This is a genomic window from Devosia sp. A16, from assembly GCF_001402915.1.
GTDB lineage: Bacteria > Pseudomonadota > Alphaproteobacteria > Rhizobiales > Devosiaceae > Devosia_A.
Map to the genome: position 1 here is coordinate 1,357,447 of NZ_CP012945.1, position 19,573 is coordinate 1,377,019.

Below are 19,573 nucleotides of genomic sequence, written 5' to 3' on the forward strand. Positions count from 1 at the left end.
CACCTCCCCCTTCATGGGGAGGATGGGAGGGGGCCGTCTGCTTCAGTCCGCCCTAGCCCGCCACCCGCCCCACCCGCCGGTCCAGCAGCATCACCGCGGTGATCACCACGAAGGCGAACACCACCATGCCGCCGGCGAGGATATGGGCCTTGTCCCATTCCAGCCGCTCGACGAAATCGTAGATCGCCATCGACACCAGCTTGGTCTTGCCGGGGATATTGCCGCCGATCATCAGCACCACGCCGAACTCGCCCACCGTATGCGCGAAGGTCAGGATGGCGCCGGTGAGATAGCCGGTACGCGACAGCGGGATCACCACGCGGAAGAACGTCGTCCATCGCCCTGCCCCGAGCGTCGCCGCCGCCTCGAGCGGCTCGTCGCCCAGCGCCTCGAAGGCGGTGCGCAGCGGCTGCACCATGAACGGCAGCGAATAGAGCACCGAGGCAATCACCAGCCCCTCGAACGAAAAGGCCAGCGTGCGAGCGCCCCAGAGCGGCGCCAGCAGCCCGCCGGGACCATTCGGCCCGAACGCCAGCAGCAGGTAGAAGCCGAGCACCGTGGGCGGCAGCACCAGCGGCAGCGATACCACTGCCGCCACCGCCGGTTGCAGCGGCGATCGTGTCCGGCACAGCCACCAGGCGATCGGCGTGCCGAGCACCACGAGGATCAGCGTGACGATCAGCGCCAGCGTCAGCGTCAGCCCGACGGGCTGTACGATCTCACTGGCATCGAGCATCTGGCTGTTCCTCACTGACCCGAGCCGACCTCGTAGCCGTATTTCTCGATGATGGCGCGCGCTTCGTCGCTCTTCAAGAATTCGAGGAATGCCGCGGCCGCCGGATCGGTCTCACCTGGCTTCAGCAGCACCGCATCCTGCAGGATCGGGGTGTAGTCCTCGGCCGGAACGTGCCACACCTCGCGGCCTGGCTTATCGATCACCTGGCTCAGGGCCACGAAGCCGAGTTCGGCATTGGCCGAGTCGATGAACTGCAGCGCCTGGCTGATATTCTCGCCGGTGACGATCTTTCCGCTCAGCGCCTCGGTGAGCCCCAGCTTGTCCAGCGTTTCCATCGCCGCGGCGCCATAGGGCGCCGTCTTGGGGTCGGCGACCGACAGGTGCTGAAACGCATTGGCCTTCAGCACCGCTGCACCATCGGTGAGATCGAGCAAAGGCGAGTAGAGCACCACCTTGCCCACCGCATAAGTGAACACCGTCCCGTCCACACCGAAACCCTCCTTCACCGCCTGTGCCGGCCGCTTGTCGTCGGCCGACAGGAACACCTCGAACGGCGCGCCCTGGCTGATCTGGGTGTAGAGCGCCCCACTGGCGCCGAAGCTGAAGGTCACGCTGTCGCCGCTCTGCGCCGTGAAGGCGGCGCCCAGCTCTTCCGCCGGCTTGGTGAAGTTGGCGGCCACGGCGGCGCTGACATCGGCAGCAAAGGCCGGCGCGCCCGCCAGCACCGACAGGCTGACGGCAAGCAGAAGGATGGTCCGACGCATGAGGCCTCGATATGTTCAAGCGGAAATATCGATGGTTGTGCCAATGCCGGCGGCATGCGGCAAGCGTTATTTTCTATTGGACATATCCGTGTGCAGCGCGATCAACGCCTCGACATCCCGGGCGATCGCCTTGCGCGTCGCCTCCTGCATTCCGCGATAGCGCTCCAGCACCTCGCGGCCTGCGGCGGTCAACGAGGCCCCCTGCGCGGCGCCGCCACGCGACGCCTCGACCAGCGGCGCGCCAAACCCCTCGTTGAGTGCCTGCACCAGGCCCCAGGCCCGCTTGTATGACATTCCCATTCGCTTGGCCGCCTCGGAGATCGAGCCGGTTTCGGCAATCAGCTCCATCAGGTCGGCGCGCCCGGGACCGATGTAGAAGCTGTCCGACAGCGTGATGCGGAGGTGCGAGAGGCCGATGGTCGGACTAGTCCTTTTCACCGCACTCTCCGTGATCGCCTTCTCCCCTTGTGGGAGAAAGCCTGACTGCGAACCCTCAGCCCTTCAACCCCGCCGCTTCCCGCGCCAGCGTCTCGATCCGCTTCCAATCCTTGTTGGCAATCGCATCGGCCGGCATGATCCACGAGCCGCCGACGCAGATCACGTTGGGGAGCGCCAGGTATTCCTTCGCCTTGGCCATGTCGATGCCGCCGGTCGGGCAGAAGGTGATGTCGGCGAGCGGGCTGGCATAGGCCTTCAGCACCTTGACCCCGCCTAGCGCCTCGGCCGGGAAGAACTTGAGGAACGAGTAACCATGTTCCGAGGCGGTCATCGCCTCGGTCGGCGTGCCGATGCCGGGCAGCAGCGGGATCCTGTGCTCTTCGGCAGCTTCGAGCAGGCGCGGCGAGGCGCCCGGCGACACCATGAACTGACAGCCGGCATCGACGGAGTGCCCCATCTGCAGCGGCGAACGCACCGTGCCCGAGCCGACCACCGCGCCCGGCACCTTGGCCATTTCCTCGATGATCTGCAGCGCATGCGGGGTCCTGAGCGTCACTTCCAGCACCGGCAGGCCGCCGGCGACCAGCGCTTCGGCCAGTGGGCGGGCCGCCGAAACATCGTCCAGCACGATCACCGGAATCACCGGCGCAAGCGAAAGAGTCTGGCGAAGGGCGGCGGCGTCTTGCGGCATGGCGATCCTCGAGGGCTGTCGTTCGGCCAGAGCGTTAGGCACTTGGCGAATGCCGATCAAGCCAAATCGCGACATTGAAATGGACGCCGATCGACCTTAAGTGTCCCACCTGTCTGGAGGGACGGTCCGGTGCAGCTCATCAATGCTCTCACCCCGCTGGAGGAGGCTCGCGCCATCCTCGCGGAAAGTTTCGACCTCAAGTTCACCAAGGCGGTTGAGCGTGTGACGTCGCGCGTCTACGAGCGGGTGAAGGATCGCATCCCCGAGATCGAATGGCCCTTCTATGCGCCGCTGATCCTGCAGATCAACCGGCTGAAGAAGGAGAAGGATGCCGTCATCCTCGCCCACAACTATCAGTCCCCGCAGATCTATCACGGCGTCGCCGATATCGTCGGCGACAGCCTGCAGCTCGCCATCGAAGCCACCACGGTCAAGCAGTCGATCATCGTGCAGTGCGGCGTGCACTTCATGGCCGAGACGTCGAAGCTCTTGAATCCCAAGAAGACCGTGCTGATCCCCGACAGCCGCGCCGGCTGCTCGCTCGCCTCTTCCATCACGCCCGAGGACGTCATCGCCATGCGCGCCCAGTATCCGGGCGTGCCGGTGATCACCTACGTCAACACCTCCGCGGCGGTGAAGGCGGTAACCGATGTCTGCTGCACCTCGTCGAACGCGGCCGACATCGTCAACGGCGTCGCCGGCGACACGGTGATCATGATCCCCGATCAGTATCTGGCGCGCAACACTGCCAAGAAGACGCAGAAGAAGGTCATCACCTGGGCCGGCTCCTGCGAAGTGCACGAGACCTTCACCGCCGCCGACATTGCCGAACTGCGCCACGCCTATCCGACGGCCAAGATCATCGCCCACCCCGAGTGCCCGCCCGAGGTGATCGATGCGGTGGATTTCGCCGGCTCGACCGCAGCGATGATCGACTACGTCAAGACCGAGAAGCCGCCGCGCGTGGTGATGGTCACCGAATGCTCGATGTCCGACAACGTGGCCTCCGAAGCGACCGGCGTCGATTTCCTGCGTGGCTGCAACATTTGCCCGCACATGAAGCGCATCAACCTCGAGAACGTGCTGTGGTCGCTCCACACCATGACCGAGGAGGTGACCGTGGCCGAGGAACTGCTCGAACCCGCCCGCGCCGCCGTGCAGCGGATGATCGATTTTTCCAAGAAGCGGGACTAGCTTCGTCGCTCATTGGGCACTTCGACCAGTCGCGCCCGTAGCTTTTCCAAGCTTAATCAAATCAACCGGCTGCGTGACTTTGAGGGTTGCGCGACTCTACCATAGCGGTAGATTCGGCGGATCGGGCCACGACTTCCCCGGGCCCGCGAACCGAGGGGTCACAGCGTCGTGCCACATAGCTTCAAGATCACCGCTGCCAAGGGCGGCCAGTTCGTCGCCAAGTTCGTCTACAACGCCGAGACCATCTTCTGGTCCGAGAACTACGCGGGCAAGGCGAGCGCCAAGAACTGCATCGAGTCGCTGAAGAAGAACGCCCCGGGCGCTTCGGTCGTCGACCTGACCAAGGAAGAGGCCGGCAAGGGCTACCGCTTCGAACTTGTTGCCTCCAAGGATGGCCAGACCTTCGTGCGTTTCGTCGCTGCCAACAACGAGACCATGGTGCGCACCGAGACCTACAAGTCGAAGTCCAGCGCCAAAAACGCCATCGAATCGCTTAAGAAGCGCGCCGCAGAAACCCCGGTGGTCGACGAGGCCTGACCCGGGCGTTTTGCCCGGGGGAGACCAATGACCATCACTGACAATGTCCTCAACGCCGACGGTGCGCTCATCGTCGGCGCTGGTCTTGCCGGGCTGTTCTGTGCGCTGAAGCTGGCGCCGCGCCCGGTGACCGTCATCTCCCCCGTACCGCTCGGCAATGGTGCCTCGTCCGCCTGGGCGCAGGGCGGCGTGGCCGCCGCGGTCGGGCCCGGCGATACCTCGCACGCGCATGCCGTCGATACCGAGATCGCCGGTGCCGGCATCGTCGATGAGGACGAAGCGGAATCGGTCACTGCCGAAGCGGCGGCACGCATCGAGGATCTCGCCCGCTGGGGCACCCCGTTCGATCGCGACGAACTGGGCCATTACGTGCTGAGCAAGGAGGCCGCGCACTCGCGCAACCGCGTGGTGCGCGTCGAAGGCGACCGCGCCGGTTACGCCATCATGCAGGCGATCATTGCCGAGGTGCGCAAGACCCCTTCGATCCGCATCGTCGAGGGACTCACCGTAGTCGACCTCGCCCGCGCCGATGGCCGCATCATCGGCGTCTATGCGCGGAAACTTGGCGACCGCTATGCCGAACCGGTACTGGTCAGGGCGCGCGCCACGGTGCTGGCGGCGGGTGGCCTCGGCGGCCTCTACGCCGTGACCACCAATCCACCCGGCGTGCGCGGCCACGCCATGGGGATGGCCGCTCGCGCCGGCGCGCTGATCGCCGATCCCGAGTTCGTGCAGTTCCACCCCACCGCCATCGCCACCGGCGCCGACCCGGCGCCGCTCGCCACCGAGGCGCTGCGCGGCGAGGGAGCGATCCTCGTCAACGACCTGGGCGAGCGGTTCATGCTTGCGGTGCATCCCGACGCAGAGCTGGCGCCGCGCGACATCGTCGCCCGCGCTAACTACCGGCAGATCAAGGGCGGACGAAAGGTCTTCCTCGACACCCGCGAAGCCATCGGCGAGCGTATCCTCACTGCCTTTCCGACCGTCGCCAAATACTGCGCGGACTTCGGCATCGACCCGGTCACCCAGCTGATCCCGGTCACCCCGGCGGCGCATTACCACATGGGCGGCGTCAAGGTGGAAGCCAACGGCCGCACCTCGCTGCCCGGCCTCTGGGCGGCCGGCGAATGCTCGTCGACGGGCCTGCATGGCGCGAACCGCCTCGCTTCTAACTCCCTGCTCGAGGCCGTGGTCTATGGCGCCCGCATCGCCGCCGACATTTCCGGGCTCGAGCCATTGCGCAGCCCGCTTGCCCCCTTCCCCGGCATCGGTTGGGACCCGGTCGAGGGTGAGGCCGTGGAGGAGCGGCTGCGCAACCACGTGTCGGTGAAGGAGTTGCGCCGCACCATGACCGACCTGGTCGGCGTCGAGCGCAACGCCGCAGACCTCCGCACCGCGTTGCGCCGCATCGCCGAGATCGAGGCCACGGCGCAGGGCGTCACCCGTTCGTTCCTCAACATGACCACCTCGGCGACGTTGGTGGCCGCCGGCGCCCTCAAGCGCGAGGAAAGTCGTGGCGGTCATTTCCGCACCGATTTCCCCGAGCCCCGGCCCGAGTGGGAGCACCATACCGAGATGACGCTGGACGACGCACTCGCCATCCGCGCCGGAGCCTGATGGTCAGCACTATCATAAAATGATAGTCTGCTGCCAAAGGAGACTTTCCATGCCATCCAGCTACACCCTCGGTGAACACTACGAGAAGTTCGTCCGCGAGCTCGTCGAGAGCGGGCGGTACAACAGCGCCAGCGAAGTGCTGCGCGATGGGCTGCGGCTGCTTGAGGACGCCGAGGTCTTGCGAAGGGTGCGGACGGAAGAACTCAAGCAGTTGATCCAGGAGGGACTGGCCAGCGGCGATGCGGGGCCACTCGACATGGAGGAAATCATCGCGGAAGCGAAGCGGCGGAAGGCGAACCGCCAAGATGCCGCTTGAAGTCCGTCACACTAATGCTGCACGCCGCGACCTGAGAAGCATCTGGGCCTTCATAGCAACCGACAACCCGAGCGGCGCGGACGGCCAGATGCGCCGTATCGCGGAGTCGATCTGGCATCTCGCCAATACGCCGCAGATGGGACGCGCGCGAGACGACCTCGCACCAAAGCTGCGGAGCTTTCCCGTCGGTCGCTATCTCGTGTTCTTCGATTTCGACGCGACCACGCTGCGAGTGGTGCGCGTTATTTATTCTGCTCGCCGCATTTCATCCGAGATGTTCGACTGACCTGACCTGCCGAACCCTCAGCCATTCAGCACCGCATCCACTTCGCCGCGGGTCGGCGGGTGGCAGCCGACGAACCGGCAGTTGAGACCCGCGGCCACCGCCCCGAAACGCAGCATGGTCGCCAGCGCCGCGTCGCCCATGGCGCCGAGCTTGCCGGGCTTCAGGTTGCCCTGCTCGTCGAGCAGCGTCAGCACCGCCGCCATCAGCGTGTCGCCGGCGCCCACCGTGTCGCCGAACGGCACGGCGGGGTAAACCTCCTGCCGGGCCGCACCTGATCGGGTGAAGGCGCGGCTGCCCTCCTCGCCGAAGGTGACGATCACCAGCTCGCAATTGGGCCGGCCGAGGAAATCGGCGGTGTACTTTGCCACCAGCGCCTCGACCTCGGCCGATGTCAGCTCGGTCGCCCGCACCGCGCGGTTCTGCTCCAGCGCCGCGAGATCCTCGATCGACACCTTCACCAGGTTGACGATGTCGAGAAAGCTCGAGAGTCGCGCCTTGTAGCCGGCAAAGTCCGGCACCAGCGACGGGCGGACATTGGGGTCCATCGTCAGCGTCGCGCCTCGCCGCGCTGCTTCCTGGGCGACATCCAGCCAGATTGCCGCGTCCTCCGGCTCGATCGGGCAGAAGCCGCCGACCTGGAACGCCTCGAGCCGCTGCGGCAGCGCCGCGATCAGCCCCTCGCGGGTGAAGGCGCGGTCGGCGTTGCGGTAGAAACCATATTGCGCGCTCTTCTTGGCGTCGAACGTCACCACCGCCAGCGTGGTGTAAGCGTCTACCCGTTCGGCCAGCAGCGGTTTCACCCCGGCTTCCGCCAGCGGCGCCAAGAGGTAGGTGCCGAGCCCGTCGGTGCTGATTGGGCACAGGAAGCCGGTATCGTTGCCGAGCTTCGAAAGCGCGATGGCGCAGTTATAGGGCGAGCCGCCCTGGTGCGCCACGAGGCGGATGACGCCATCGGCCCCGACCGGTTCCGAGATCAGGTCGATCAGGCTTTCGCCACCCACTACGAACATTGCGCATTCCCTCGCCAGAACCGCTGCATCGTTACAATGCCGATGCGCGAAAGTTCAAGCTCAGGACGCGAGCGCGCCGGGGATGAAGGCATCGCGCCGGAAATCCGATGGAGACATGCCGGCGATCTTGCGGAACGACTTGTTGAAGGCACTGAGCGAACCGAAGCCGGATTCCATGGCGACGCGCAGCACATTGGCGTCGTCGCGCAGGAGCAGCGCCTGCGCGTAGCTCAGGCGCAACAGGCTCACATACTCGTTGAGCGTCATCCCGGTGGAGCGCTTGAAGATGCTCATCGCGTATTTGGGGTGGAGGTTGGCCGCTTGCGCGATATCGACCGAGTCGATCTCGTGCAGGAAGTTCTCCGCGATGTAGTCGCACATCTTGCCGACATTGCGCGACGACTGCACTTCGGCGGTTTCCACCGCATGGCCCGGCGCCTTGCTGTTGCCCACCAGCTCGTAAGGCTCGAACCGCACCCGCTCCAGCCTGAGCAACAACTCGTCCACGGCATGCTGCGCCTTCACCGCGTCGCCCGAGCGGGCATAGCGATTCCACCGCGCAAAATTGTGGGCGTCGGAATCGTCGGGCGTACAGCTCAGCAGCGTCGTCCCCTGCATCAGTCGATGCGGCACATCCTCGGGCAGTCTGAGGCGGAAGAAATGCATCAGCGGCAGGTGCGCGCCGGCGTAGATCGCGTCATCGGAGAGGTCGTACATCTGGTGCGGCAGGCCGCCCCAGAACAGCACCATCTGCCCGGCAGTCAGCGTCAGCTCGTGGGTGTGCATGCGGTAGTGCACGGTTCCCGAGACGATGAAGTTGACCTCGACCTGCGCGTGCCAGTGCGGCTTCAGCATCACCAGCGGATGGTTGTGAAAGGTCGAGAGGATCGTCGGGTGGGCTTCGACGCTGCTTGCATTGGGCTGATACACCGGCCGCTGCTGGACCTTACTTTCCGCCAAGTCGAGTTTCCCTTTGTCGCGGACATACCCCTTTGGTCGCATATTCTAACCACGCTTGCCCAAGGTGAGCCAAATGAAAACGGGAGGAATATTTATGACCACCACCGCATTGCGTTGGCGCCATGCGCTCGCCATGGCCGCGGCCGCCGGCGTCTCCATGCTCACCATGACCGCGGCCATGGCCGTCGATGTGACGGTCTGGGCCTGGGATACCAATTTCAACGGCGCTGCCATGAAGGAAGCCGCGTCCCGCTATGCCCCGTCGCATCCGGATGTGAACATCAAGGTCGACGACAGCATGCAGCAGGAGGATATCCGCCAGAAACTGCAGACCCAGCTGCTCGCCGGCGACACGACCGGCCTGCCCGATATCGTGCTGATCCAGGACGACGTGGCGCAGAAATACCTGCAGTCGTTCCCGGGCGCCTTCGTGCCGCTCTCCGACTCGATCGATATGAGCGCCTTCGCGCCCTACAAGGTCGCGGCCGCCACTCATGACGGCAAGTCCTACTCACTGCCCTTCGACTCCGGCGTCACGGGCCTGTTCTACCGTGCCGACTACCTCAAGGACGCCGGCTACGAGGCCGACGCTCTCAAGGATCTGACCTGGGACAAGTTCATCCAGATCGGCAAGGACGTGAAGGCCAAGACCGGCCATAACCTCATTGCCCTCGACCTCAACGGCAGCGGCCTCATCCGCATCATGATGCAGTCGGCCGGCGCCTGGTATTTCAACCCTGACGGCAGCCTCAACATCCTCGACAACAAGCCGCTGAAGGCCGCGCTCGAGACCTATGCCAAGATCTGGCAGGCCGATATCGTCAAGCCCGCTTCCGGCTGGACCGAGTTCACCGGCGCCTTCACCTCGGGTGAAACCGCCGTCGCGCTCAACGGCGTGTGGATGACCGGCACCATCAAGTCGCAGCCCGACCAGGCCGGCAAGTGGGGCGTCGCGCCCATTCCGAAGCTCGAAGGCGTCGAAGGCGCCACCGGCTACTCCAACGAAGGCGGCTCGAGCTGGTACGTGCTGTCGTCGGGTGCCGGCAAGGATGCCGCCGTCGACTTCCTCAAGTCCATCTGGGCGACCGATGTCGACTTCTACCAGAAGATCCTGATCGGCCAGGGCGCCTTCAGCACCTGGCTCCCGGCCTCGGCGGGCGATGCCTACAAGGCCTCCGACGACTTCTTCGGCGGCCAGCCCGTCTGGGCGAACTTCTCCGAGTGGCAGGCCAAGATCCCCAGCATCGACTACGGCATCTACACCGCCGAAGTCGACTCGGCAGTCGTAGCTCAGCTCCCGACCATCACCCAGGGCGGCAGCGTCGACGATGCGCTGAAGGCCATCAACGACCAGGCCAGCCAGCAGATGCAATAACGGCTCCGGAGGCGGGGCCGCGTGGCACCCGCCTCCTCCTCGCATTGGCGGTCGCCCTCCATTGCCGGAGTGCGGCCGGCAGCTGTTGTGAAGTCGCCTGTCGGGGGAGTTGGCATGGCAAACGCAAGACTTGGCCGAACCGAGCAGATCACCGGCTGGACGTTCATCGCGCCCGCCTTGGTGCTGCTCGGCATCTTCATGCTCTATCCGATTTTCTGGTCGCTCTGGATGAGCTTCCAGGTCGGCAAGGGGATGAACTTCAGTTTCGGCGGCTTCGCCAATATCGTACGCCTGACCAAGGACCCGGTCTTCATTCGTGCGCTGGTCAACACGCTGACGTTCCTGGTCGTGCAGGTGCCGATCATGATCCTGTTGGCGCTGCTGGCCGCAGTGGCGCTGAACGACCCCAAGCTGCGCTTCCGCGGCTTTTTCCGCACCGCAATCTTCCTGCCCTGCGTGACCTCGCTGATCGCCTACTCGACCCTGTTCAAGTCGATGTTCGCCACCGACGGGATCGTCAACAAGATGCTGATGGCGATCTGGATCATCCAGGAGCCGATCCACTGGCTGCAGGATCCGTTCTGGGCCAAGGTCCTGATCATCATCGCCATTACCTGGCGCTGGACCGGCTACAATATGGTGTTCTACCTGGCGGCACTGCAGAACGTCGACCGCTCGATCTACGAGGCGGCCCGCATCGACGGCGCCTCGGGCTGGGATCAGTTCTGGCAGATCACCGTGCCGATGCTGAAGCCGGTGATCCTGTTCACCACCATCGTTTCGACCATCGGCACGCTGCAGCTGTTCGACGAAGTCAACAACATCACCCAGGGCGGCCCGTCGGATTCGACGCTGACCCTGTCGCTCTACATCTACAACCTGACCTTCAAATTCATGCCCAGCTTCGGCTATTCGGCCACCGTATCCTGGGTCATCGTACTGCTCGTCGCCGTGCTGAGCTTCGCGCAGTTCGCCATCGCACGGGATCGCAGCAAATGACCGACCAGGCCCTTCCCCTCGCCACCGCCCGGGTCGAGCGCCGCACGCGGCTGTTCAACCTGCCGCACTTCGTCGCCCGCTCGATCACCTACCTGCTGCTGAGTCTCGCCGCCTTCGTCTCGATCTTTCCGTTCTTCTGGATGGTCGTCGGCGCCACCAACCGCTCGGTCGATATCGGCATCGGCAAGGCGACGTTCGGCGACCAGCTGTTCGTCAACGCCGCCAACTTCTTTGCCACGGTCGATGCCCCGCGCATCTTCTGGAACTCGGCCTTCATCGCGTTGGTCGGCACGGTGCTGACCCTCGCTGTCTCCTCGCTCGCCGGCTACGGCTTCGAGATGTTCCGCTCGAAATTCCGCGAGCGCATCTTCACCCTGATGCTGCTCCTGCTCTCGATCCCGTTCGCGGCGTTGATGGTGCCGCTATTCGTGATGATCTCGTCGTTCAAGCTGGTCGGCACGGTGGCGGCGGTGGTGCTCCCCGGCATCGCCTCGATCTTCATCATCTTCTACTTCCGCCAGGCGACCAAGGCATTCCCCGGCGAGCTGCGCGACGCGGCGCGGGTGGACGGGCTCAACGAGTGGCAGATTTTCTTCTACATCTACCTGCCCACCATGCGCTCGACCTATGCCGCGGCGATCATCATCGTGTTCATGGCCAACTGGAACAATTATCTGTGGCCGCTGATCGTGCTCAACAAGCCCGAGCAGAAGACTGCGACGCTGGTCATCTCGTCGCTGACCTCGTCCTATACACCCGACTTCGGCATGATCCTGTTCGGCACCATCCTCGCCACGCTGCCGACGCTCATCATCTTCTTCCTGCTGCAGCGCCGCTTTGTCGAAGGCATGCTGGGCGCAGTCAAATAACGACTAACCGCTACTTGTCCCGGCAGCAGGAATCGCTGCCGCTGGGCCCGATTTCTTGAGGAGAGTACCATGACCATTCAGGCCCCCATCCGCTGGGGGATCATCGGCCCCGGCGCCATCGCCAAGGATTTCCGCCGTGGCGTGCTGGATTCCAAGCTCGGCAAGCTCGAGGCGATCGCCACGCGCAACCCCGGCAAGCAGAGCCTCAAGGACGATTTCCCCGAGGCACGTATCCTCGATGGCTATGACGCGATCCTTGCCGACCCCAATGTCGACGCTATCTACATCGCGACGCCGCATACCGGCCACGCCGAATGGGCCATCAAGGCGGCCGAAGCCGGCAAGCACGTGCTGATCGAAAAGCCGATGGCGCTGAGCGCCTTCGAGGTGGATGCGATCATTCACGCGCACAAAAAGGCCGGCACCTTTGCCGGCGAAGCTTTCATGTACCGCCTGCATCCGCAGACCCAGAAGCTGTGGGAGCTGATCAACTCCGGCGTGATCGGCGAAGTCCGCTTCGTTACCGCCAGCTTCGGCTTCCAGATGGGCCGCTTCATCCCCGAGCACCGGCTGTTCGCCTCCGAACTCGCCGGCGGCGGTATCCTCGATGTCGGCGGCTATCCGGTGTCCTTCGCCCGCTTTGTCGCCGGCGCCGCTGCCGGCAAGCCGTTCCTCGATCCGGTCAGGGTGGTGGGCTCGGCCAGTCTCAATGCTGAAGGCACCGACAACCTGGCGGCCGCCGTGCTGCTGTTCGAGAACGGCATCACCGCTCAGGTGAGCTGCGCCATCATGGCCAATCTCGAGAATATCGGCCGCATCATCGGCTCGGAAGGCACCATCGAAGTGCCGGCCTTCTGGTTCGCCAATGGTGACCGGGCCGGCGGCGACGGCAAGATCGACATCATCCGCAAGGACGGCAGCCGCGAGACGGTGAGCGTCGGCAAGCAGCGCCACCTCTATTCCTTCGAGGCCGATGCCGTCGCCGAGGCTATCCTTGCCGGACGGCAGGAATTCTCGGCGCCGGGCATGAGCTGGGCCGACAGCCTCGGCAACGCCCGCGTGCTCGACAAGTGGCGCTCCGATGCCGGCATCGAGTACTCGGTCGAAAAGTCGGTCACGCGCATCAACACGCTCACCGGCCGACCGTTGAAATCGGACGGTGCCGTCATTCCCAAGCGCAGCATCCCGGGCGTCCAGAAGCCGGCCTCGGCCGTGGCGCTCGGCTTCGAGGATTTCCGCACCTTCGCTTCGGGCGCCATCCTGCTCGATGCGTTCTGGGAGAAGGGCGGCAACATCTTCGACACCGCCTTCATCTATGCCGGCGGCTATACCGAAAAGCTGTTCGGCGAGTGGCAGAAGTCGCGCGGGGTGCGCGAGCAGGCGGTGGTGATCGGCAAGGGCGCCCATAGCCCGCTGGTCTATCCCGATGTCATCGGCAAGCAGCTGAGCCAGTCGCTCGATCGGCTGCAGACCGACTATGTCGATGTCTACTTCATGCACCGCGACAACCTCGACGTGCCGGTCGGCGAGTTCGTCGACGCCATGGATGCCGAGGTGAAGAAGGGGCGTATCCGTGGGCCGTTCGGCGGTTCCAACTGGACCCGCGAACGCTTCGACGAAGCCATCGCCTATGCCGATAGGCACGGCAAGCAGCTGCCGGGCGCGCTCTCCAACAACTTCGCCCTGGCGGAGATGCTCGATCCGATCTGGGCCGGCTGCGTCACCTCCTCGACGGCGGAGTGGAAGCAGTGGCTGAAGGCTCGCCAGATCCCCAATTTCTCCTGGTCGAGCCAGGCCCGCGGCTTCTTCACCGACCTCGCCGGCCGCGACAAGCGCGACAACGAGGAGATGGTCCGCGTCTGGTACAACGAGCAGAACTTCGTCCGCCGCGACCGGGCGATCGAACTGGCCAACCAACTCGGCAAGAGCCCGATCCACGTGGCCCTCGCCTATGTGCTGGCCCAGGACTTCCCGTCGATCCCGCTCATCGGCCCGCGCAAGCTCGCCGAACTCGACGACAGCATGAACGCCTTCGACATCAAGCTGACGCCGGAACAGGTGGCGTGGCTGGAGGGGTAATCTCTCCGGGGCAAACTGAAGCAGATGGCCCCCTCCCATCCTCCCCCATAAAGGGGGAGGTGCCCCGCCGGAGTAATTGGCACAATCGAACCACAACCTCGACTCTTCACCTCCCCCTTTATGGGGGAGGCCGGGAGGGGGCCGTCTCTGTCAGTCACCCCGCCTTCACGAACCGCTGTCGCCACCACGCCGTCCAGCGCTGCTCCAGTGCCGCGAACGCCGCGTCGGAGAGCCCGAACGTCGTCAGCAGCGCCGTGCCGCCCCCATTGGGCCCGGCGTTCGGCGTGGGCTGGTCGGTGATCACCATCAGCCCGTCACCCCAGCTATCCACGCTCATCGCCACCTGGCGCGCGCTGCGATGCCAGACCGTGCCGGTGACCGTCTCGCCCACGGGCAGCGCAAACGAGACCTTGCTGCCGTCGGCGGCGTTCCACAACGCCTCGAGCTTCAGCGCCGCGACCGGCAGGGCCCCGGGTGCTTGCAGCCGGCCTGAAAGGAACAACGTGCGCCGCTTCGCGCCCGGATGCCGTTCCAGCAGGAAGCGCAACTGCTGGAAGAAGGTGGTCCAGCCCTCCCAGGTATCCTCGTAAAAGCCATTCCAGTCAGTCGATACCGTGCCGCTGCGCACCATACGCAGCACGGTGCCGCCGGGCGCTGCGCGGAGCTCGACCCGGTCGGCAACGCCCTCGTACTCGCCGAAGGAGATGACCCGGTTGGTTTCATCCGCCTCGGCATGGTCCTCGAAGATGAACCTGATCTCGTCGCCGAGCGTATCGGCATCCCAGCCGAACCAGTTGAGCAACTGCTCGGGCTCGCGCATTGCTGCCCACACCGTCTCGACCGGCGCGGCAATGGTCATCTCGACGATGACACGATCCTCTTTCTCGCTCATTTCGTGCTCCTCAGTTGACCCTGCCGGTCGCCCTGCCCTTGATCGCGGGATGTGCGCCGATCAGCAGGCGGTAGCGTCGCCCCTCCTCCTTGGCTTGGAACTCCTCCGCCAGGCTCGCGACCATGGCCGCCAGCTGCTCGGCAAAGCGCTCGACATCCTGCGGCGCGGTAAAGCCGATATCCGCCTCGATGGTGAAGGTGAGGAGGCGCGTCCCCTCCTCGGCGGCCGCGGCCTGCATCCGGGTCACCTCGCGCACCGTCTCGGCCGCCCGCGCCACCAGGTATTCGGCGGCAAAGCGATCCTGCTTCTCCGCCACCGGCGATCCCCCAAGGATCGCCGGATCGACTATAAATGACCCTGCCTTCGCCACGAACAGCCGCTCGGTGAAGCCGCGGCGCTGCCGTTCGCCCGCCGGCATCACCAGGCCTGCCTTTTCCAGTGCATGCAGGTGATATCCGAGCTTCTGGCGCGGCAGCTCCAGCGTCGCCGCCAGCGTTGCCGCCGAGCCCGGCTCGCGCAGCAAGGCCAGCATTTTCAGCCGCAACGGCGTCATCGCCTGTCGCGCCTTGGCCGCATCGTCGATCAGGACCGGGGGGACATTCCTCATCCGCCATGGTTAGTATAGACAAATATTCCTGTCAATTGATGCTGTGGTCGCGCGGCACCCGCTTCTTCCAGCGTCGTGATGGGCGTTGGCAGATGATCCATCAGCACGTCTCGTTCCCTTACGACCAGGAAACTGGGCGCGCCGTGCTCGGTATCGAGCCGGCGAGTTGACGGCGATCACAACCACCGGGGAAAACGCCTCCCCCGGTTGACGCGCCAGCGCGAGCATGTTGCCTTGGCGGAAGAGAACTCGCCGCCTGAAGCGAGACCGCCTAGGGAACAGGGCAGCCGGCCACTCGCCGCCTGCCGGGAGGAACGGCCGCCGATGGCGCTGGCTTTGCGCTTCACGCGCCTCATCGACGAATTGAGCCGCCGGGTCGGGCTCGTGGCCATCTGGCTGGTGCTGTTTTCCGCGCTGGTCTCGGCCTTCAACGCCATTTTTCGCTACTCGATCAGCGGCATGATCTGGCTCGAACGCAGCTATGGTGGCGGTCTCTTCGGCGGGCTGGTGGCGTTCTACACCCAGTACTCCAACGTCCTCAGCGAATCCGTCTGGTACATGTTCGGCGGCATGGTGATGCTGGGCGGGGCCTGGACGCTGAAGCTCAACGAGCATGTGCGCGTCGATCTGTTCTATGGCGCCATCAGCGAACGGGCGCGCACCTGGATCGACCTGCTCGGCGGGCTGTTCTTCCTCTTGCCGCTCTGCATCCTGCTCATCTGGTTCACCTGGCCCTGGTTCCTGCAGGCCTGGACGCAGAACGTCATGTCCAACGCCGCGGGCGGGTTGCCGCGCTGGCCGGTGCGCCTGATGCTGCCATTGGGCTTCGCCGTGCTGCTGCTGCAGGGCGTCGCCGAAATCATCAAGTGCATCGCGGCGCTCACCACTGACTATGTCCGCGAGTTCGCCTACGAGAAGCCGCTGCAATGATCGACGTGATCCGCGACAACATGGCGCCGATCATGTTCGGCGGGCTGGTGCTGTTTCTGATCATCGGCTACCCGGCTGCCTTTTCGCTCGCCGCGATCGGCCTGTTTTCCGGTCTGGTGGCCATCGAGCTCGGGCTGATCGCCCCGAACTTTCTCGGCAACCTCACCTACCAGCTCTATGGCGTGCTCAGTAACGAGCTGCTGCTCGCCATTCCGTTCTTCACCTTCATGGGCGTGATCCTCGAGAAATCCGGTCTGGCCGAGGACCTGCTCGAAGGCTTCGGCCAGCTGTTCGGCGGTATTCGCGGCGGGCTCAGCTATGCGGTGATCATCGTTGGCGCGATTCTCGGCGCCATCACCGGCACCGTCGCCGCCTCGGTGATCGCCATGGGGCTGATCTCGCTGCCGGTGATGATGCGCTATGGCTACAACGTACGCCATGCCACCGGCGTCATCGCCGCATCGGGCACTATCACTCAGCTGATCCCGCCTTCGCTGGTGCTGATCGTCCTCGCCGACCAGCTGCAGCGCTCGCCGGGCGAGATGTATATCGGCGCCACCGGCGCCTCGATCGTCCAGGTCCTGTTGTTCATGGGCTGGGTGTTCATCCTCTCGATCATCCGCCCCCAGGATGTTCCCGCCCTGCCGCCCGAGGCGCGCACCCTGCGTGGCTGGCCGCTCTGGGCGAAGATCATCCGCGGCACGGTGCCGAGCCTGGCGCTGATCTTCATCGTGCTCGGCACGATCCTGCTCGGTCTCGTCACGCCCACCGAGGCCGGCGCCATGGGCGTCGTCGGCGCCATCCTCCTCGCCTGGTTCAACAAGCGGCTGAGCTGGAGCCTGATGTGGGACGGCATGAACTCGACCATGCGGCTCACCGCCATGGTGGTGTTCATCCTGCTCGGCGCCCGCGTCTTCAGCCTGGTCTTCCAGGGCGTCGGCGGCGGCCACTGGATCGAGCACATGCTCTCTCACCTGCCGGGCGGCGTCGTCGGCTTCCTGATCTTCGTCAACCTCTTCATCTTCGTGTTGGCGTTCTTCCTCGATTTCTTCGAGATCGCCTTCATCGTCATCCCGCTGCTGGCGCCGGTCGCCGAAGCCATGGGGATCAACCTCGTCTGGTTCGGGGTGATGATCTGCGCCAACATGCAGACCAGCTTCATGCACCCGCCCTTCGGCTTCGCGCTGTTCTACCTGCGCGGCATCGTGCCCCGCGACAAGGTGAAAACGCGCGACATCTACATGGGCGCCATCCCCTGGCTGGTGCTGCAACTGATCCTGGTCGGCATTCTCATCGCCTTCCCGGAGCTGGTGACCTTCTTCCTCGACAAGACGCCGGAGGTGGACCTAGACACGGTGCAGATAGTGCTGCCCTCCAGTGGTGGAGCAACGCCCGCGCCCACTTTCGAGGCCCCGCCACCACCTTCGTTCGGCGCCCCGGCGCCGAGCTACGAAGCGCCGCCGCCGCCAAGCTTCAACTGACCGCGCAGTCGGGATTCCCTCTCCCGCTTGCGGGGGAGGGAGTCCGACTGCTGGCCTGGGCGTTGCGGCCGTGCCCCTACAGCGCGTTGTTGCGCTGCTGCGCCTGCAGGAACGCGTCGTAGTTCAGCTCGGCCACCTGGGTCCACAGGTAGTAATCCTTGCGGAACGCCTTGATCGAGTCCCAGATCTTCTTGAACGCCGGGCTCGACGTCTCGAGCTCGGCATAGGTCTCGTTGGCGGCCTTGAAGCTGGCTTCCATGATCTCCGGGCTGAACGGGCGGAGCTGCGCGCCTGCCGCCACCAGCTTCTTCAGCGCCGTCGGGTTCACGTAGTCATACTTGGCCAGCATGTCGTTACTGGTCGCCTGCGCCGCCGTCTTCAGCAGCGACTGATAGGCCGGCGGCAGCTCGTTGAACTTGTCGCGGTTGATCAGCGCGTGAACGGTCGGACCACCCTCCCACCAGCCGGGATAATAGTAGTATGGCGCGACCTTCTGGAAGCCGAGCTTCTCGTCGTCATACGGACCAACCCATTCGGCGGCGTCGATGGTGCCCTTCTCCAGCGCATTGTAAATCTCGCCGCCCGGCAGCGTCTGCGGGATCACCCCGAGCTTGGTCATGATCGCCCCGGCAAAGCCGACGCGCATCTTCAGGCCCTGAAGGTCGGCGATGGTATTGATCTCCTTGCGGAACCAGCCGCCCATCTGGGCCGCGGTGTTGCCGCACGGGAAGCCGACGATGTTGTAGCCGGCAAAAAACTCGTTCGTGAGATCGAGCCCGCCCCCGTGATAATACCAGGCGCTCATGCCGCGCGCGTTGAGCGAGAACGGAATGGCAGAAAGCGCCGCCCACGCGACGTCCTTGCCCGAAAAGTAGTAGCCGACGGTATGGGCGAGCTCCACGGTCCCGGCCGAAACCGCGTCCACCACTTCGAACGGCGGCACGATCTCGCCTGCCGCAAACACATCGATGGTGAAATTCCCGTCGGTCGCCTCGCTCACATACTTGGCCAGCGTCTCGCCGCCGCCATAGATGGTGTCGAGCCCTTTGGGGAATGACGACGCCAACCGCCAGCTCACCTTGGGGTTGCTTTGCGCCAGAGCCGGCGCCGCCAGCGTTGTTGCCGCCGCGGCGCTGGCAGTGATTGCCGTCGCCGACTTGAAGAATTCACGTCTCTTCATTCAGGTAGTCCTCCCAATGGCTTGCTGCCGCGGCCGTCCCATCCGGCCTTGTCGGCTAGATGAACAGGCAGCGGCCGAACTGTCCACCAGCCCCTCCGATCAAATCCGAAGAAAAATCTTCGGCGTCGGGAATAAACCCGGGGCTGCAGTGTTGATGACGGTGAGGGGCGGCAACAGCCGCGCCCCACGCCCAACGGAGGGACATCATGAAACTCGCAGTAACGCTCGGCGCTGTCGCGCTCGCCCTGTTCGCCACCGCAGCCATTGCCGAGGACTATGTCGGCGGCGCCATCAAGACCATGGAGATCGGCGGCAAGCAGGTGCTGGTCGGCGCCAACGACATGACGCTCTATACCTTCGACAAGGACGCCGCCGGCGTCACCAACTGCTACGACAAGTGCGCCGAGAACTGGCCTCCGGCGATCGCCGATGCCGGTGCCAAGGCCGAGGGCGACTTCACCCTCGTCGATCGCACCGACGGCTCCAAGATGTGGGCCTATAAGGGCAAGCCGCTCTACTTCTGGGTGAAGGACGAAAAGCCCGGCGACACCACCGGCGACATGGTCGGCGAGGTCTGGCACACTGCTTACGAAGAGTAAGCTGGCGTCCGCA

At 64.8% G+C, this 19,573-nt stretch carries 22 protein-coding genes; 13 read left to right on the forward strand and 9 right to left on the reverse strand.

Features of this window, described 5'->3' with window-relative positions; genetic code table 11:
- Nucleotides 1–52: 52 nt before the first annotated feature.
- From modB to eda, 4 genes are all read right to left on the reverse strand, one after another.
- The gene (gene modB, locus APS40_RS06545) at nt 53–736 is read right to left on the reverse strand and encodes a molybdate ABC transporter permease subunit (protein ID WP_055046281.1); all 684 of its coding nucleotides are present in this window, start codon (nt 734–736) and stop codon (nt 53–55) included.
- A gap of 11 nt (nt 737–747) precedes the next feature.
- Entirely contained in the window at nt 748–1,500 is a 753-nt protein-coding gene (gene modA / locus APS40_RS06550) for a molybdate ABC transporter substrate-binding protein (protein ID WP_055046282.1), read from the reverse strand.
- 66 nt (nt 1,501–1,566) lie between these two features.
- Nucleotides 1,567–1,938, reverse strand: coding sequence for a winged helix-turn-helix domain-containing protein (locus tag APS40_RS06555; protein WP_055046283.1), 372 nt, complete (start codon nt 1,936–1,938; stop codon nt 1,567–1,569).
- A 55-nt stretch (nt 1,939–1,993) separates the two neighbouring features.
- Nucleotides 1,994–2,629: a bifunctional 4-hydroxy-2-oxoglutarate aldolase/2-dehydro-3-deoxy-phosphogluconate aldolase gene (eda, locus tag APS40_RS06560; RefSeq protein WP_055046284.1), complete on the reverse strand. Its 636-nt coding sequence runs from the start codon at nt 2,627–2,629 to the stop codon at nt 1,994–1,996.
- A 138-nt stretch (nt 2,630–2,767) separates the two neighbouring features.
- Between eda and nadA the strand changes: the two genes are divergently transcribed.
- From nadA to APS40_RS06585, 5 genes are all read left to right on the forward strand, one after another.
- Nucleotides 2,768–3,823 (forward strand): quinolinate synthase NadA, encoded by a 1,056-nt coding sequence (gene nadA, locus APS40_RS06565; protein WP_236884265.1) that lies wholly within the window; start codon nt 2,768–2,770, stop codon nt 3,821–3,823.
- A 168-nt stretch (nt 3,824–3,991) separates the two neighbouring features.
- Nucleotides 3,992–4,360, forward strand: coding sequence for a YegP family protein (locus APS40_RS06570; protein ID WP_055046286.1), 369 nt, complete (start codon nt 3,992–3,994; stop codon nt 4,358–4,360).
- Between the two features lie 27 nt (nt 4,361–4,387).
- Entirely contained in the window at nt 4,388–5,977 is a 1,590-nt protein-coding gene (locus APS40_RS06575) for an L-aspartate oxidase (protein WP_055046287.1), read from the forward strand.
- Nucleotides 5,978–6,026: 49 nt separating this feature from the next.
- A complete protein-coding gene (locus APS40_RS06580; RefSeq protein WP_055046288.1) occupies nt 6,027–6,293 on the forward strand; it encodes a type II toxin-antitoxin system ParD family antitoxin in 267 nt (88 codons plus the stop codon).
- Entirely contained in the window at nt 6,283–6,579 is a 297-nt protein-coding gene (locus tag APS40_RS06585) for a type II toxin-antitoxin system RelE/ParE family toxin (protein WP_055046289.1), read from the forward strand. Before APS40_RS06580 ends, APS40_RS06585 begins: the two co-directional genes overlap by 11 nt.
- Nucleotides 6,580–6,596: 17 nt before the next feature.
- Here the strand turns inward: APS40_RS06585 and APS40_RS06590 are convergent, their stop codons facing one another.
- On the reverse strand, nt 6,597–7,589 hold the full coding sequence (locus APS40_RS06590; RefSeq protein WP_055046290.1) for a carbohydrate kinase family protein: 993 nt from the start codon (nt 7,587–7,589) through the stop codon (nt 6,597–6,599).
- 60 nt (nt 7,590–7,649) lie between these two features.
- The gene (locus APS40_RS06595; RefSeq protein ID WP_055046291.1) at nt 7,650–8,591 is read right to left on the reverse strand and encodes a helix-turn-helix domain-containing protein; all 942 of its coding nucleotides are present in this window, start codon (nt 8,589–8,591) and stop codon (nt 7,650–7,652) included.
- Nucleotides 8,592–8,643: 52 nt separating this feature from the next.
- Between APS40_RS06595 and APS40_RS06600 the strand changes: the two genes are divergently transcribed.
- From APS40_RS06600 to APS40_RS06615, 4 genes are all read left to right on the forward strand, one after another.
- Nucleotides 8,644–9,924, forward strand: a complete 1,281-nt coding sequence (locus APS40_RS06600; protein WP_055046292.1) for an ABC transporter substrate-binding protein — start codon at nt 8,644–8,646, stop codon at nt 9,922–9,924.
- A gap of 114 nt (nt 9,925–10,038) precedes the next feature.
- Nucleotides 10,039–10,923 (forward strand): carbohydrate ABC transporter permease, encoded by an 885-nt coding sequence (locus APS40_RS06605; RefSeq protein WP_055046293.1) that lies wholly within the window; start codon nt 10,039–10,041, stop codon nt 10,921–10,923.
- A gap of 50 nt (nt 10,924–10,973) precedes the next feature.
- Complete coding sequence (locus APS40_RS06610; RefSeq protein ID WP_055049580.1) at nt 10,974–11,792, forward strand: carbohydrate ABC transporter permease; 819 nt, start codon at nt 10,974–10,976, stop codon at nt 11,790–11,792.
- 69 nt (nt 11,793–11,861) lie between these two features.
- The gene (locus APS40_RS06615) at nt 11,862–13,871 is read left to right on the forward strand and encodes an aldo/keto reductase (RefSeq protein WP_055046294.1); all 2,010 of its coding nucleotides are present in this window, start codon (nt 11,862–11,864) and stop codon (nt 13,869–13,871) included.
- A gap of 154 nt (nt 13,872–14,025) precedes the next feature.
- On the opposite strand, the gene APS40_RS06620 is transcribed toward APS40_RS06615, so the two are convergent.
- Nucleotides 14,026–14,763 carry an SRPBCC family protein gene (locus APS40_RS06620; protein ID WP_055046295.1) on the reverse strand — a complete coding sequence of 246 codons (738 nt, stop codon included), beginning with the start codon at nt 14,761–14,763 and terminating at the stop codon, nt 14,026–14,028.
- 10 nt (nt 14,764–14,773) lie between these two features.
- Nucleotides 14,774–15,370, reverse strand: a complete 597-nt coding sequence (locus tag APS40_RS06625) for an ArsR/SmtB family transcription factor (RefSeq protein ID WP_055046296.1) — start codon at nt 15,368–15,370, stop codon at nt 14,774–14,776.
- 38 nt (nt 15,371–15,408) lie between these two features.
- Here APS40_RS06625 and APS40_RS25585 point away from each other — a divergent pair, with 38 nt between their 5' ends.
- The 3 genes from APS40_RS25585 to APS40_RS06635 all read left to right on the forward strand — a co-directional run bounded on the left by APS40_RS25585 (nt 15,409) and on the right by APS40_RS06635 (nt 17,781).
- Entirely contained in the window at nt 15,409–15,540 is a 132-nt protein-coding gene (locus APS40_RS25585) for a nuclear transport factor 2 family protein (RefSeq protein ID WP_442855866.1), read from the forward strand.
- 154 nt (nt 15,541–15,694) lie between these two features.
- Nucleotides 15,695–16,300, forward strand: a complete 606-nt coding sequence (locus APS40_RS06630) for a TRAP transporter small permease subunit (RefSeq protein WP_055046297.1) — start codon at nt 15,695–15,697, stop codon at nt 16,298–16,300.
- On the forward strand, nt 16,297–17,781 hold the full coding sequence (locus APS40_RS06635; protein WP_055046298.1) for a TRAP transporter large permease: 1,485 nt from the start codon (nt 16,297–16,299) through the stop codon (nt 17,779–17,781). The genes APS40_RS06630 and APS40_RS06635 overlap by 4 nt, the downstream gene beginning before the upstream one ends.
- A 76-nt stretch (nt 17,782–17,857) precedes the next feature.
- Here APS40_RS06635 and APS40_RS06640 read toward each other — a convergent pair whose 3' ends face one another.
- On the reverse strand, nt 17,858–18,961 hold the full coding sequence (locus APS40_RS06640; RefSeq protein ID WP_055046299.1) for a TRAP transporter substrate-binding protein: 1,104 nt from the start codon (nt 18,959–18,961) through the stop codon (nt 17,858–17,860).
- Between the two features lie 206 nt (nt 18,962–19,167).
- Here APS40_RS06640 and APS40_RS06645 point away from each other — a divergent pair, with 206 nt between their 5' ends.
- Nucleotides 19,168–19,560 (forward strand): COG4315 family predicted lipoprotein, encoded by a 393-nt coding sequence (locus tag APS40_RS06645; protein ID WP_055046300.1) that lies wholly within the window; start codon nt 19,168–19,170, stop codon nt 19,558–19,560.
- The last annotated feature ends 13 nt before the right edge of the window (nt 19,561–19,573 follow it).

Bases quoted from the DNA above. Each gene is read 5' to 3' on its own strand.
- modB (WP_055046281.1), bottom strand. From the start codon at position 736: ATGCTCGATGCCAGTGAGATCGTACAGCCCGTCGGGCTGACGCTGACG.
- APS40_RS06590 (WP_055046290.1), bottom strand. From the start codon at position 7,589: ATGTTCGTAGTGGGTGGCGAAAGCCTGATCGACCTGATCTCGGAACCG.
- APS40_RS06640 (WP_055046299.1), bottom strand. From the start codon at position 18,961: ATGAAGAGACGTGAATTCTTCAAGTCGGCGACGGCAATCACTGCCAGC.
- APS40_RS06635 (WP_055046298.1), top strand. From the start codon at position 16,297: ATGATCGACGTGATCCGCGACAACATGGCGCCGATCATGTTCGGCGGG.
- APS40_RS06615 (WP_055046294.1), top strand. From the start codon at position 11,862: ATGACCATTCAGGCCCCCATCCGCTGGGGGATCATCGGCCCCGGCGCC.
- APS40_RS25585 (WP_442855866.1), top strand. From the start codon at position 15,409: ATGCTGTGGTCGCGCGGCACCCGCTTCTTCCAGCGTCGTGATGGGCGT.
- APS40_RS06630 (WP_055046297.1), top strand. From the start codon at position 15,695: ATGGCGCTGGCTTTGCGCTTCACGCGCCTCATCGACGAATTGAGCCGC.
- APS40_RS06575 (WP_055046287.1), top strand. From the start codon at position 4,388: ATGACCATCACTGACAATGTCCTCAACGCCGACGGTGCGCTCATCGTC.
- APS40_RS06580 (WP_055046288.1), top strand. From the start codon at position 6,027: ATGCCATCCAGCTACACCCTCGGTGAACACTACGAGAAGTTCGTCCGC.
- eda (WP_055046284.1), bottom strand. From the start codon at position 2,629: ATGCCGCAAGACGCCGCCGCCCTTCGCCAGACTCTTTCGCTTGCGCCG.
- modA (WP_055046282.1), bottom strand. From the start codon at position 1,500: ATGCGTCGGACCATCCTTCTGCTTGCCGTCAGCCTGTCGGTGCTGGCG.
- APS40_RS06645 (WP_055046300.1), top strand. From the start codon at position 19,168: ATGAAACTCGCAGTAACGCTCGGCGCTGTCGCGCTCGCCCTGTTCGCC.
- APS40_RS06600 (WP_055046292.1), top strand. From the start codon at position 8,644: ATGACCACCACCGCATTGCGTTGGCGCCATGCGCTCGCCATGGCCGCG.
- APS40_RS06585 (WP_055046289.1), top strand. From the start codon at position 6,283: ATGCCGCTTGAAGTCCGTCACACTAATGCTGCACGCCGCGACCTGAGA.
- APS40_RS06595 (WP_055046291.1), bottom strand. From the start codon at position 8,591: ATGCGACCAAAGGGGTATGTCCGCGACAAAGGGAAACTCGACTTGGCG.
- APS40_RS06605 (WP_055046293.1), top strand. From the start codon at position 10,039: ATGGCAAACGCAAGACTTGGCCGAACCGAGCAGATCACCGGCTGGACG.
- APS40_RS06625 (WP_055046296.1), bottom strand. From the start codon at position 15,370: ATGAGGAATGTCCCCCCGGTCCTGATCGACGATGCGGCCAAGGCGCGA.
- APS40_RS06620 (WP_055046295.1), bottom strand. From the start codon at position 14,763: ATGAGCGAGAAAGAGGATCGTGTCATCGTCGAGATGACCATTGCCGCG.